The organism is Streptococcus peroris ATCC 700780 (assembly GCF_000187585.1).
In the GTDB taxonomy this organism is placed as follows: domain Bacteria; phylum Bacillota; class Bacilli; order Lactobacillales; family Streptococcaceae; genus Streptococcus; species Streptococcus peroris.
In genome coordinates this window covers 1,444,609-1,457,273 of the sequence record NZ_GL732463.1, presented here as the reverse complement: position 1 = coordinate 1,457,273, position 12,665 = coordinate 1,444,609, and the positions used below count along the sequence as shown (strand labels likewise).

Genomic DNA, 12,665 nt, shown 5'->3' with positions numbered 1-12,665 from the left:
CTGTCTAATCTCTGTAATAAACCATATGAATTGAAATAGTTTGTATGAATTTTGTCACAAATCTGACATATTCCCTTTCATGAAACTTTCAAAAAACTAGAGAGGAAATATCCTCTAACTGAGAGATTTGACGATTGCAAACAGCTGAACTTTCAAGGAAATTGATACTCTGAATGCCACTATTCTGAGCAAATTCGATATCCAAAGTTCTATCTCCTATATAATAGGTCTCTTCAGGATCTAAATCATACTTCTCTAGTAAATAAACGGCAGCCTCTGGGTCTGGTTTTCTTGCAAAACCACTTTGATTGGTCAAAATTTCTGTAAAATACTGGAGCAAGTCCAAATCACCCAAAATTGCGAAAGCATTCTCCCCCTTATGCGTGTATACAAACTGCTGAATGCCTGCCTTATGCGCCCAAGCTAAGATTTCACGCGCACCGGGCATCAAAACAACCTGGGCATTCTTCTCTGCCAAACTTTGTGCCCGAGCTTGATTCAGTTCAGTCAAATCTAGATTTTTCTCCTCTGCCACTTCTTGCAGTAAGTCTTGAACTGAATACTTTAAAATATAAGAACGAACTTTCTCCTTATCATAGGGAATTTTAAACTGAGAAAACGTCTCTTCGAGACCAGCTAAAATAGCCTCATAAGAATCCAATAATGTCCCGTCCAAATCCCAAATAAATGCTCTTTTTTTCATTTTTTTATCCTTTCAATGTCATATAAGATTTGTAACGATAGCGTAGGAACATCCAACGAAAACCATTATCCAAAAGCGTCCCTGCCCAGATCCCAGGCAAACCCCAACCAAGAACAATTCCCATCAAGTAACCAGTTCCTATCCGAATACACCACATCCCGATACTTGTCGCATAAAAAGGGAGTCGAGCATTTCCCAAACCCTGCCAGACAGCTGTATAAATGACTGTTCCCGTCGTCATGGGAGTTCCTAGTAGTGAGAACAGCGTCACTAAAACACTGGCTTTGATAGCCACAGGATCGCTGGTGTAGAGGTAGCTTAGTGGTGTCCCAAGAGCATAGATCGTAAGCGTTAAGGGCAACATGAGAAAGAGGGATAGCCAAAAAGTTTGCTTACTGAGCTTGTCTACCTTTGCCCAATCATCCTCCCCAACAGCTCGAGCCACTTGCATAACTGTTGCCGTAGCGACACCAAAGGCAGGCATATAGTTAAACTGCGTCAAGACTTCACCGATAGCATTTCCAGCGACGGCCTCTGTTCCAAAGGAAACAACTAAGGCTATAATGACCACATCTCCGGCTCGCATCATAAGACGCTCTCCCGCTGCTGGCAAAGCCAGGGTTAGCAAGTCTTTGTCCAGTCCAAACCTTGGTCTTGTAAATGGAAGTTTTAATTGTGACCATAAAATCACAACCCCGACCAAACGAGATAGGATGGTTCCCCAAGCTACTCCAGCTATCCCCATATCAAGGATAAAAATGGCAACACTTGAAAAAAGAATATTTAAGGCATTGGATAAGAGGCTCACATAGAGAGGGAGGCGAGGATTATGAGTGGCGCGAATCAAGGCACCCAGACTAGTCATCAACCCCAGTAGAAGGATGGTACCGCCAACTAAAGCAAGGTATAGTCCACCACTCTCAGCTACAGCTTCTTCTGTGCCTAAAAGGCCAATCATCTCTTGGCCCGCAATGATGGACAAGGCTCCTAAAACTAAACTTAGCAGCAGAGTAATCTTGAGCGCTTCTGTCACATGGTAGGCTAGTTTAGACTGATCTTTCTGTCCCAAACTTTTTGAAATGACGCTTGAAATAGCAGCTCCCAAAGCAATAAAAATAGCTTGATAAATGGTGATAATATTACCCGCTACAGACACACCCGAAATAGCTATCAATCCCAAGTGAGCGACCAAGTAACTGTCCACCATCCCCATGAGCATCTGCAAGAAATTTTCACCCATGGCTGGCAGGGCTATGTTGAGAATATCTTTATTTTTCTTAAACAATCCTTCCTCCTGATGAAAAGAAACTCAGTTAGTTTCCCAACCGAGTTTACTTCCTCTGCTTTAAAGTCCTAGATAAGCCTCCACCGCTGCTTGCATGTCAGCAGCTGGCACTGTTGTCTTGTGACGAACAGGAGCTGTCTCAAGCCCGTCAATTGCTGGTGGCACTGCCACTCCTGAAATGTCATGTAATTGAGCCAAGGCTTCAAAATCGCTCAAACCTGATTGCCCAGTTACAGCTTCTACTGCAACCACTGGGAATTTATATGGACTAGCTGTTGAAGCAATCACGGTCTTAGTCACATCACCTGTCGCCGCTTGGTATTTTTTATAAACAGCTGAAGCAACCGCTGTATGAGGATCCTCAATATAAGCATCTGCCTCATAAACACGCTTGATTTCTGCTGCTGTTTCTGCTTCAGTCGCATACTCAGCTGCAAAAAGGTCCAAAATCTCTGTATCAAAGTCTGTCAACTCATACTGACCTTGAGTGTTCAAAGCATTCATAAGTTCAGCTGTCTTAACCGCATCATTTCCCAAAAGGTGGAAAATCAAGCGCTCCAAGTTTGAAGAGACCAAGATATCCATAGATGGGCTAGTGGTTACTTTAAACTCACGCTTCTTGTCATAGACACGGGTTTTAAAGAAATCTGTCAAGACATTGTTGTCATTTGAAGCACAGATCAACTTGCCGACTGGTAGGCCGATTTGCTTAGCGTAAAAGGCAGCCAAGATATTTCCGAAGTTTCCTGTTGGTACGGTGAAGTTAACCTTGTCACCAGCCACAATCTCGCCAGTTTTAACAAGCTGAGCGTAGGCATAAACATAATAGACAATCTGTGGGACCAAACGACCAATATTCATAGAGTTAGCTGATGAGAACTGGAGCTTGTTGGCTGCCAATTTCTCACGAAGAGCCACATCGTTGAACATATGCTTCACGTTGGTTTGGGCATCATCAAAGTTTCCATCGATGGCGATGACATGAGTATTATCACCAGTCTGAGTGGTCATTTGCAATTCTTGCACCTTGCTGACACCATCTTTTGGATAAAATACAATAATTTCAGTTCCTGGTACATCTGCAAAACCTGCCATAGCAGCTTTCCCAGTATCTCCAGATGTCGCTGTCAAGATGACAATTTTGTTTTTCAAGCCGTGTTTCTTAGCTGCCGTTGTCATAAAGTATGGCAAGATGGACAAGGCCATATCTTTAAAGGCAATGGTTGAACCGTGGAAAAGTTCCAAGTTGTATTGGCCATCGAGTTTGACAAGAGGGGCAATTGCTGGTGTATCAAACTTGCTGTCATAGGCGTTAGTGATACAGTAGTCCAACTCTTCTGCTGTAAAGTCATCCAAGAAAGCTGACAAGACAAGTTTAGCTACCTCTTGGTAAGAAGCGTCTTTTAATCTGTCAAAATCCAAGTCTACCTTTGGATAACTCACTGGAGTAAACAAACCTCCATCTGTTGCCAAACCTTGCAAAATTGCTTGACTGGCTGTTACGGTATTTTTCGCATCACGCGTCGATTGATAAACTAATGTCATAAATCTCTATCCTTTATCTATAGTCTCATCCATTATAACATGATTTTTCAGAAAATTCTCCCTTTATAAGAAAATTATAGAGTCAATTCTTCTTTTAAAGACTTTAAATAAGTCATTTCTCTCTGACCTCTCATCTCAAGCCCTTGCTCTGCTATAGCCAGCAAGTCTTTGGAGAACTGGACAACACCAGCTTTTTCCTCATCTGTGAGTTGTTTCTTAGAAAACTGGCGTCTCAAAGACTTGTAGTCACAGCCAAAGTTCTCAAAGAAAGGAGCTGTCTCTAGATAAGCTTCAAGCTTGTCTAGATTTACCAACAAACCTAGATGAAAGGCTGCCGAAGCAAAAGTGCGGTCTAGGGGTTGCGTACAAACACTACGGAATTCAATCGTCCCTCGAGTTGTTAAGTCTTGATATTGGTAACTACGGTGCGTCTGGAAATCCTTCTCTTGAGGAACCAGAAGAGTTTCTTTTCCATTTAGAGTATAGGCAGGAATTTTATCAGTAGCTAGGTAATCTCTAGCCCGAATTGGAGAAAAATAGTAGGTTTCCCCATCTCGTTCTGCTGTAAAAATCGCAGAGCGGTCTAGATAATCAAAGAAATCATCCTCATCTTTGAAGAGTTTTGCATTGACACCGACATTCTCTGGATAAATTCCATGCATGGATTCTTCCCAAAAGATATCTCGTGAAATCCGAGTATCCCAGTCTGCTCCCGAAAACTCAGAATTGGCAAATAAGTAAGCTTTGGCTGCTTCTACCTGAGTGAAAGCATTAATGACACGTAGGTAGTCAGCAGTCGATACATCCAACTGAACTTGACTCCCACAGATAAAAGCACCATATTCAGGAAATGCATGTAAAGATCCTATCCTTACCTGACTACTCATATTCAGATAAGCCATCAGCATCTGGTAGCGTGGGTAAGCTACAGGTCGATTGTCATTAATATCCCAATGTGGATGAATCCCCAAACCCTGGATAGTATGGTTCTTTTCTCCTAGTTTTTTCTGAATCACCTTCATATAGGCATCAAAACGTTCTTCAACATCCTGAATTCTTCCTGCTTTTCCAAAGGCAAACTCAAGAGTTGTATAAGAAACCTCAAACAAAATCCGATCTTGACTCTTCGGTTCTACAAGCTGAATCGGATTGCCATCCTGATCCTCTTTTTCAACTTCTAGACTAAGAGCATCCACTAAAAATCGCATCAAGTCCTTACTGACTTCAATATCTATAGATTCCCCTTTCGTATGTACGATAGGGAACTCCAACTCAATGCCAATATAGAGCTCCGGATTTTCTTTGATATTTTTCAAATAGCGGTTTTTTAATAACTGAATAGAAGGGGACATACATACCTCTCACTCTAAATTCTCTTCCTAAAACATCGATTGCTCTCTATATTATACCAAAAACTCTATGAGAACTAGACCTAAAAATGACTTTCTAAAAATGTTGATAGATTTGGTTTTTATACTAAATTTTGCACACGTACTTATAAAGAGATATTAAAAATGTTGATATATCATTATCTTTAACAATCGATTTCTCTCTTATATTTTTAGGATTTATCATAAGTAGTTGATTTTTTATTGAAAACGGTTTATACTTAAAGAGTCTTAAAGTTTTCTTAAACTACAAGTCAAACATTTTATAAGGAGGAAAGACAATAATGAGTATCGGAATCATTATTGCGAGCCATGGCGAATTTGCTGCGGGGATTCATCAGTCAGGATCTATGATCTTTGGTGAACAAGAAAAGGTTCAAGTTGTAACCTTTATGCCAAATGAAGGTCCAGATGATCTATACGCTAAGTTTAACAATGCTGTGGCGGCATTTGACGCAGAAGATGAGGTTCTAGTCTTGGCGGACCTTTGGAGTGGATCTCCATTTAACCAAGCTAGTCGCGTAATGGGAGAAAATCCTGAACGTAAATTTGCCATCATCACAGGACTTAACTTGCCGATGTTAATCCAAACCTATACAGAACGTCTCATGGACGCTAATGCTGGTGTGGATAAAGTCGCTGCGAATATCATTAAAGAAGCCAAAGATGGCATCAAAGCTCTTCCAGAAGAGTTAAACCCAGTTGAGGAAGTTGCAGGTGCTGCAGCTGCTCCAGTTGCCCAAGCTGCTATTCCAGAAGGAACTGTTATCGGAGACGGTAAATTGAAAATCAACCTTGCTCGTCTTGACACACGTCTTCTTCACGGACAAGTCGCAACTGCTTGGACTCCAGACTCAAAAGCGGACCGTATCATCGTTGCTTCAGACAATGTTGCAAACGACGACCTTCGTAAAGAATTGATCAAACAAGCAGCTCCTAACGGAGTAAAGGCCAACGTTGTTCCAATCAAAAAATTGATTGAGGTTGCAAAAGATCCTCGTTTTGGAAACACTCACGCCCTTATCTTGTTTGAAACACCTCAAGATGCTCTTCGTGCTATCGAAGGCGGTGTGCCAATCAAGACTCTGAACGTTGGTTCAATGGCTCACTCAACTGGTAAAACAATGATCAACAACGTATTGTCAATGGACAAGGACGACGTTGCTACATTTGAAAAAATGCGTGACCTCGGTGTTGAATTTGACGTACGTAAAGTACCAAATGACACGAAAAAAGATTTGTTTGACTTGATTGAAAAAGCAAACGTTCAATAATCTAACTCAACATCTATAAATTCATTAAATAGAAAAGGAATAAAACCATGTCAGATATTTCATTCATTTCTGCTATCTTGGTTGTAGTTGTTGCCTTCCTTGCAGGTCTTGAAGGTATCCTCGACCAATTCCAATTCCATCAACCAATCGTCGCATGTACCCTCATCGGTCTTGCAACCGGTAACCTCGAAGCAGGAGTTATGCTTGGTGGATCACTTCAAATGATTGCCCTTGGTTGGGCTAACATCGGAGCTGCCGTAGCACCTGACGCTGCTCTTGCCTCTGTTGCCGCTGCAATCATCATGATTAAAGGTGGTAACTTTACTACTGAAGGTATCGCAGTCGCAACTGCAACTGCAATCCCTCTTGCCGTAGCTGGACTTTTCTTGACTATGATTGTTCGTACAATCTCAGTTGGTTTGGTTCACACTGCTGACGCTGCTGCTAAAGAAGGAAACATTGCAGCTGTTGAACGTGCTCACTACTTTGCCCTTGTTCTTCAAGGTCTTCGTATCGCGATTCCTGCAGCCTTCCTTATTGCTATCCCAGCTTCTGCTGTTCAAGATGCTCTTAAATTGATGCCAGACTGGTTGAACGGTGGTATGGCTGTCGGTGGTGCCATGGTCGTTGCCGTTGGTTACGCTTTGGTTATCAACATGATGGCTACTCGTGAAGTATGGCCATTCTTCGCTATCGGTTTTGCTCTTGCAGCGATTTCTCAATTGACTTTGATTGCCCTTGGTGTCATCGGTGTTGCCCTTGCCTTCATCTACCTCAACCTTTCTAAACAAGGTGGAAACGGTGGCGGAGGAGCTGCAACTTCTAACGATCCAATCGGTGATATCCTAGAAGACTACTAGAAAGGGGAACAATCATGGCTGAAAAAATTCAATTATCAAAATCAGATCGCCAAAAAGTTTGGTGGCGTTCACAATTCCTTCAAGGTTCTTGGAACTACGAACGTATGCAAAACTTAGGTTGGGCTTACTCTTTGATCCCAGCTATCAAGAAACTTTACACTAAAAAAGAAGACCAAGCTGCTGCTCTTGAGCGTCACCTTGAGTTCTTCAACACTCACCCATATGTAGCTGCTCCAATCATGGGGGTTACTCTTGCACTTGAAGAAGAACGTGCAAACGGTACTGAAATCGATGACGCTGCCATCCAAGGTGTTAAAATCGGTATGATGGGACCTCTTGCTGGTATTGGTGATCCAGTCTTCTGGTTTACAGTACGTCCTATCCTTGGTGCCCTTGGTGCATCACTTGCAGCAACTGGTAATATCGTTGGACCACTTCTCTTCTTCTTTGGTTGGAATGCCATTCGTATGTCTTTCCTATGGTACACACAAGAGTTTGGTTACAAGGCTGGATCTGAAATCACTAAAGACATGTCTGGTGGTATCTTGAAAGACATCACTAAAGGTGCTTCTATCCTTGGTATGTTCATCCTTGCTGTCCTTGTACAACGTTGGGTTTCTATCAACTTCACTGTCAATCTTCCAGGTAAACAATTGGCAGAAGGTGCTTACATCAACTTCCCAGAAGGCCCTGTTACAGGTGGAGAATTGAAGGGAATTCTTGGTCAAGCACTTAGTGGCTTGAGCTTAGATAGCGTTCAACCTCAAACACTTCAAGGACAATTGAATTCCTTGATTCCGGGATTGATGGGACTTCTCCTTACTTTCCTTTGCATGTGGTTGCTTAAGAAAAAAGTATCTCCAATCTCAATCATCCTTGCCCTCTTTGTAGTTGGTATCGCAGCTCGTTTCTTCGGTATCATGTAATCTCGGCGAGAATTTACAAACAAAAAAAGAATCAGGTTTATCACCTGATTCTTTTTTATTTCTATTATTCTGCTAAAGCTCCCATTGGATCCCAAGGTGCTAATACAGTTGGTTCTGCTTCATAGGCAGCTTGTTCTTCTGCTGTCAGCAATTCTTTGCGGACAACGATTTGGTAAGTGTATTCGTCCATCCAAGCATCTGAAGCAACAAAGTAACCATCTGTACCTACTTTGTCTCCCCATGAGTTTTCAACTTTCCACTTAGTGGATTTACCATTTTCATCTAAGTCGACACCAGTCAAGACCATAGCATGGGTCATCAAGCTTTCGCTGTAGTCCAAACGGCCTGCCTTGTCTTGAGTCAAATGAATATCCATGCTTGATGCAAAGTCATAAACATCTGTTGCAAGGATACCAGCCTTACGGTTGCTGAGTTGGCCGACATCTGAACCAAACCAAACAGTTTCACCTGTTTGCATTTGTGCGATGGCCAATTCTTTCAAGCGTTCCATTGGTACGTTGATATAGCGTACAGCACGACTACCAACCACATTTCCTAGCATCTCAACTGTGTAAGATTTACCATAAGGTTTATCAGCAGTTGGAGCGTTGATAACAGAAACGTAGTCCCCAATTGGTAGATCAACATACTTCTTGAAGAATTCTTGTGGAGTAATGCCTTTTTCGCTTTGGTAGTTGTTATCCTTATCGCGATAAGCAAAATCAAACTTACGTGGTGGAAGTCCTAGTGACATTGCAAGGAAGTTAAAGATTTCTTGCAAGAGTTCTTCTTTCTTAGCTTGTACTGTTGCTTGGTCTGCACCAGAAGCAAGTAAGTCACGCAAGATTTGTGCATCTTGACGAAGCAATTTGTTAAGAATTGCATTGAGCTCACGACTACTGCTTGATGAGATAGATTCAGGATACACTGATTTAGGTACGACACCATATTTTTCAAACAGAGCCACTACCATATCCCATTGTCCACCATCTTGTTGAGGTGTTTGGAGAAGGAAGCTAACCTTACGACTAGTCAAATCTTGATCTGCAGTTGCAATGACTTGTTCTAAGAACCAGTTTGATTTTTCATACTTGTCCCAGAAAAAAGTATAGGCTTGAGATAACTCAAAATTTTCCAATTTATATTGAGAGATGAGTTTGTGGCGGAAAGTGTTGAGAGCCGCAAACATCCAGCAACGACCAGAAGCTTTCTGGTTGGTTACTTTGTCCTTAGTCAAATCAAGTGAGAAAACAGGAGTGTTATCCACATGGCTTTGACGACGTTCAAGTGCTGCAAAAAGACCGTTATGGCTAGCAGCATTTTCAACAGCTTGATACTTCACATTTGCTTCGTAATCAGCAAATAATTTATCCGTAAATGAATTTTGAATTGCGTTCATAATTCCCTCCTTATATTCTATAGTCTATTATAACTCTTTTCACAAAGGAAGCAACCAAAAACTGAAAAAGGCAAGGATATTTTCCTCGCATTTTCCTAATATTTCATGGTGCTGCTATCACTAGCCGACACTCTCAAGCAAGCCTTCTAGTTCTTCCTTGCTTAAACGACGCCATTCTCCACGTTTCAATTCCTCATCCAAGGTCAAAGTTCCCATGGTCACACGCTGCAAGTCCACCACTTCCTTGCCACAGTAGGCCACCATCCGTTTGACCTGGTGGAATTTCCCTTCTGCAATGGTCACGCGGACTAGACTTTTATTTTCTTCCGTATCAATCGACACAAGCTCCAGCTTGGCAGGCTGACAAGTAAAGTCCTTGAGTGGGATACCTTTGGCAAATGTCTCAATGTCTTCATCCGTCATGATACCCTTGACTTGAGCCATATAGGTCTTATCCACATGACGTTTTGGTGAAAGAAGAGCATGAGCCAGTTTGCCATCATTGGTCAAGAGCAAGAGTCCATGCGTATCGATATCCAAACGCCCTACTGGGAAAACTTCCTTAGCACATGCATAGTCATCCATTAAATCCAAAACAGTCTTGTGTTTAGGATTTTCAGTCGCTGAGATAACCCCCTGGGGCTTGTTCATCATGTAGTAGACAAACTCTTCGTACTCTAATTTTTTACCGTCAAAACAAATCTCGTCTGTCTCTTCATCAATTTGTAGCTTGGCAGACTTTTCTTTCTTGCCATTGACCGTCACGCGCCCAGCCTTGAGAAAGTTTTTAACCTCAGTCCGACTCCCAACAGCACAGGCAACTAAAAATTTATCTAATCTCATAGGGCTATTATATCATAAAAAGAGAGCGGTTTTCGCTCTCTTTTTCTTGTATTTGCTTTCCCAGATTTATTTTTTAATCATACTTTCTATTCCTTTGAAAAGAATTTCTGATATAGCTTCTGGATAGCCTTCATAGCCATTCTGTTCTGTTAGGGCATCAATGATATTTCTAATTTGACCATCCAAGATAATGGTTACTGCAGGAACGAGTTCATCTGAACCCTCTTTTTTAAACATTTCTTGCATAATTGATACTTTGTTACTCATATTTACTCCAATCTTAAAAAAATTAATTTTCACCGTATACATCGGTGCCACAAGCTAACCAGAATTTTTCTTCTTCTGGAATCTTATCCCAAAATGATTTATATTGACCTTTCCATGGTTCTGAAACATATTCTTCAAATGATACGTATTCTGCGTACTGCGAGTACAGTTCCATCTCATCCATATCGATAAACAGGGAAGGTTTAAAATCGTAAACTGCGTTTAATCTATCTTCCTGATACGATTTAGCAAATGCTTCTCCTAGCTCATTTCGATCACATTTATATACTTCCATATCTTCTAAGAAATATGGCAATGTATCATGAGTCAGTTTCGAAGAACGTTTTCGCTCATCATACAGAGTATCAAGCGAATAATGTGCTACCTCATAATCAATATACCAGAATTCTAAATCCGAAACATACCAAGTATATTTATTTTCATGTTTAAAAAGAACAACAATATTTTCACCGTACTTAGGATCTGTCATAATTTTTCCAATCTTTTTTATATTTTTCTCTTATTTCTCTCCCGATGTGTCATGATATCAGCGAATCGTGTTGTGATTGGCAAACGGCTATCTTTTGTAACAAATTCTAAAACAAATTCCCGAGTCGTTTCCAGATTAATCCAATTCCCACAAGAAATATAGATTGGTTTGACATCTTGATGAGTCCGTAAAACTTGCCCATAAATTTTACCGTCTTTTACAATATTTGTATAAGCTCCCTCACGATTTTCAGGGACAGTATATTGCGCCCCATCAATATGGTAATAGTTTTTAGCGACGCCAATCGTTGGCTTATTCAAGTAAAAAGAAGCGTGTGTCGCTATCCCCATATTGCGCGGATGCAAATATCCATTTCCATCAAACATATACAAATCTGGTTTACTAATTAAAAGCTTTACTGCTTCTAAAATCAAAGGCAACTCTCGAAAAGCTAAATAACTAGGAAGATAAGGAACATGGATTTCGTCAGAGTAACTCACTTCCTCCAACACTTCCATAGTTCTACGGTCGATGACAACGATACATGCAACACCGTATTCCTTATCTCCTTCTTTCCAATAAGCAAGGTCCACTCCTGCCACATATTGGATATCAGAAGGTATGAAACGATTCGTCAAATCAATCTGAGATCTCAAGCGATTTTGTTCTACTTCAAATTTATGTCTAAAGTCGATAAATCAACACCCCACTTTTTTGCTATCTTGAAATCATCTTCGGTAGGCTCTGTTTTTTCTTCAATAACTTTACCAGTCTCATCATATTTCTTATAGAGAATTTCTCCTCCTGCAATACAATAAGAAACCGACTTAATATCACCATTTTCAAAATATTCTTTTTGAATTCCTTCGGCTGAACCTCTGTCTTGATTATTAATTCTTTTAATTTTCCCATTAGAATAAAAGTAGACAGCTAGACCATGCCTATACCCATTATCTATATATCCATAAAACTCTAATTGACCATCTGAATATAAATCATAGGCTAAACCAGTATAAGGAACCTCTTCTCCTAATTCATTTTCACAGACAATTTGTTCATAGAATTCTCCGCCCCAGTCTAGTTCATCTTCAAAACAAACACCATCACGAAGAACTTCTTCTTTTGTTAAAATTTTATCTTCTGTCATTTTCCAACCTTAAAGTTCATTTTGTTGCGTTCCTTCCACAACCAATCATATGGAATATTTTCACTAGTTTAGTTTTTTAATAACTTTATTCCGTCTATGTACATTATTGACCACACAGATGTAGAGAATGAACAAGAGAACAGAATAAATCAGCAATCCTAAAAGCTTTGCATAGATCAGGTAAACTATCAAGGAGCCTATCAAACTGACACTACTAATAATATTAAATACGAAAGCAAGAGTTCCATTTTTCTTAGCTATTTCTAAGAACTCTAAGTACTCAATATCTGTAAACAATGCAGGATATAAATCCAAGTCTTTGTTAGAGTAGTCCACTACAAATTTCCCTATGAGCAAGGAAAGGCAGGTACATAGAATGACGCTAGAATATTTGATAGTAGGAATACTAAAAATGATTAATTCATTTAGCCATCTAATAATGGGGAGAGAGAGTAATGTGAGTCCAAGAGTGTAGTAGTGTTGATTCTTAGAGGATCTTCCTAGAATTGAAAAGTAAAGTTTCTTTTCTTTTAAGTCA

General features: G+C 40.4%; 13 protein-coding genes. 3 read left to right on the top strand and 10 right to left on the bottom strand.

The window, feature by feature from the left end; all coding sequences use genetic code 11:
- Positions 1–88: 88 nt before the first annotated feature.
- The 4 genes from HMPREF9180_RS09040 to HMPREF9180_RS09025 form a co-directional block, all read right to left on the bottom strand.
- Positions 89–703, bottom strand: coding sequence for an HAD-IA family hydrolase (locus tag HMPREF9180_RS09040; RefSeq protein WP_006146236.1), 615 nt, complete (start codon positions 701–703; stop codon positions 89–91).
- Between the two features lie 4 nt (positions 704–707).
- On the bottom strand, positions 708–1,988 hold the full coding sequence (locus HMPREF9180_RS09035; protein ID WP_006146235.1) for an MATE family efflux transporter: 1,281 nt from the start codon (positions 1,986–1,988) through the stop codon (positions 708–710).
- Positions 1,989–2,048: 60 nt separating this feature from the next.
- The gene (gene thrC, locus HMPREF9180_RS09030; RefSeq protein WP_006146234.1) at positions 2,049–3,533 is read right to left on the bottom strand and encodes a threonine synthase; all 1,485 of its coding nucleotides are present in this window, start codon (positions 3,531–3,533) and stop codon (positions 2,049–2,051) included.
- A 74-nt stretch (positions 3,534–3,607) separates the two neighbouring features.
- Positions 3,608–4,885: a glutamate-cysteine ligase family protein gene (locus HMPREF9180_RS09025; RefSeq protein ID WP_006146233.1), complete on the bottom strand. Its 1,278-nt coding sequence runs from the start codon at positions 4,883–4,885 to the stop codon at positions 3,608–3,610.
- Positions 4,886–5,205: 320 nt separating this feature from the next.
- Between HMPREF9180_RS09025 and HMPREF9180_RS09020 the strand changes: the two genes are divergently transcribed.
- The 3 genes from HMPREF9180_RS09020 to HMPREF9180_RS09010 are packed head-to-tail and all read left to right on the top strand — an operon-like array spanning position 5,206 to position 7,981.
- A complete protein-coding gene (locus HMPREF9180_RS09020) occupies positions 5,206–6,195 on the top strand; it encodes a PTS sugar transporter subunit IIB (protein WP_006146232.1) in 990 nt (329 codons plus the stop codon).
- Between the two features lie 47 nt (positions 6,196–6,242).
- Positions 6,243–7,055, top strand: a complete 813-nt coding sequence (locus HMPREF9180_RS09015; protein WP_006146231.1) for a PTS mannose/fructose/sorbose transporter subunit IIC — start codon at positions 6,243–6,245, stop codon at positions 7,053–7,055.
- A gap of 14 nt (positions 7,056–7,069) precedes the next feature.
- The gene (locus HMPREF9180_RS09010) at positions 7,070–7,981 is read left to right on the top strand and encodes a PTS system mannose/fructose/sorbose family transporter subunit IID (RefSeq protein WP_006146230.1); all 912 of its coding nucleotides are present in this window, start codon (positions 7,070–7,072) and stop codon (positions 7,979–7,981) included.
- 64 nt (positions 7,982–8,045) lie between these two features.
- Here HMPREF9180_RS09010 and pepC read toward each other — a convergent pair whose 3' ends face one another.
- The 6 genes from pepC to HMPREF9180_RS08980 all read right to left on the bottom strand — a co-directional run bounded on the left by pepC (position 8,046) and on the right by HMPREF9180_RS08980 (position 12,127).
- A complete protein-coding gene (gene pepC, locus HMPREF9180_RS09005) occupies positions 8,046–9,380 on the bottom strand; it encodes an aminopeptidase C (RefSeq protein WP_006146229.1) in 1,335 nt (444 codons plus the stop codon).
- A 120-nt stretch (positions 9,381–9,500) separates the two neighbouring features.
- The gene (locus tag HMPREF9180_RS09000) at positions 9,501–10,223 is read right to left on the bottom strand and encodes a pseudouridine synthase (protein WP_006146228.1); all 723 of its coding nucleotides are present in this window, start codon (positions 10,221–10,223) and stop codon (positions 9,501–9,503) included.
- Between the two features lie 66 nt (positions 10,224–10,289).
- Positions 10,290–10,490: a hypothetical protein gene (locus HMPREF9180_RS08995; RefSeq protein WP_025168762.1), complete on the bottom strand. Its 201-nt coding sequence runs from the start codon at positions 10,488–10,490 to the stop codon at positions 10,290–10,292.
- 22 nt (positions 10,491–10,512) lie between these two features.
- Positions 10,513–10,980, bottom strand: a complete 468-nt coding sequence (locus tag HMPREF9180_RS08990; RefSeq protein ID WP_006146225.1) for a hypothetical protein — start codon at positions 10,978–10,980, stop codon at positions 10,513–10,515.
- 17 nt (positions 10,981–10,997) lie between these two features.
- Entirely contained in the window at positions 10,998–11,636 is a 639-nt protein-coding gene (locus HMPREF9180_RS08985) for an endonuclease V (RefSeq protein WP_025168761.1), read from the bottom strand.
- An 11-nt stretch (positions 11,637–11,647) separates the two neighbouring features.
- The gene (locus HMPREF9180_RS08980) at positions 11,648–12,127 is read right to left on the bottom strand and encodes a toxin-antitoxin system YwqK family antitoxin (protein WP_006146221.1); all 480 of its coding nucleotides are present in this window, start codon (positions 12,125–12,127) and stop codon (positions 11,648–11,650) included.
- Positions 12,128–12,665 lie beyond the last annotated feature (538 nt).

Excerpts from the sequence above, each read along its gene's own strand:
- HMPREF9180_RS09040 (WP_006146236.1), bottom strand. The coding sequence starts at position 703 with ATGAAAAAAAGAGCATTTATTTGGGATTTGGACGGGACATTATTGGAT.
- thrC (WP_006146234.1), bottom strand. The coding sequence starts at position 3,533 with ATGACATTAGTTTATCAATCGACGCGTGATGCGAAAAATACCGTAACA.
- HMPREF9180_RS09025 (WP_006146233.1), bottom strand. The coding sequence starts at position 4,885 with ATGTCCCCTTCTATTCAGTTATTAAAAAACCGCTATTTGAAAAATATC.
- HMPREF9180_RS09020 (WP_006146232.1), top strand. The coding sequence starts at position 5,206 with ATGAGTATCGGAATCATTATTGCGAGCCATGGCGAATTTGCTGCGGGG.
- HMPREF9180_RS09015 (WP_006146231.1), top strand. The coding sequence starts at position 6,243 with ATGTCAGATATTTCATTCATTTCTGCTATCTTGGTTGTAGTTGTTGCC.
- HMPREF9180_RS09010 (WP_006146230.1), top strand. The coding sequence starts at position 7,070 with ATGGCTGAAAAAATTCAATTATCAAAATCAGATCGCCAAAAAGTTTGG.
- pepC (WP_006146229.1), bottom strand. The coding sequence starts at position 9,380 with ATGAACGCAATTCAAAATTCATTTACGGATAAATTATTTGCTGATTAC.
- HMPREF9180_RS09000 (WP_006146228.1), bottom strand. The coding sequence starts at position 10,223 with ATGAGATTAGATAAATTTTTAGTTGCCTGTGCTGTTGGGAGTCGGACT.
- HMPREF9180_RS08995 (WP_025168762.1), bottom strand. The coding sequence starts at position 10,490 with ATGAGTAACAAAGTATCAATTATGCAAGAAATGTTTAAAAAAGAGGGT.
- HMPREF9180_RS08990 (WP_006146225.1), bottom strand. The coding sequence starts at position 10,980 with ATGACAGATCCTAAGTACGGTGAAAATATTGTTGTTCTTTTTAAACAT.
- HMPREF9180_RS08980 (WP_006146221.1), bottom strand. The coding sequence starts at position 12,127 with ATGACAGAAGATAAAATTTTAACAAAAGAAGAAGTTCTTCGTGATGGT.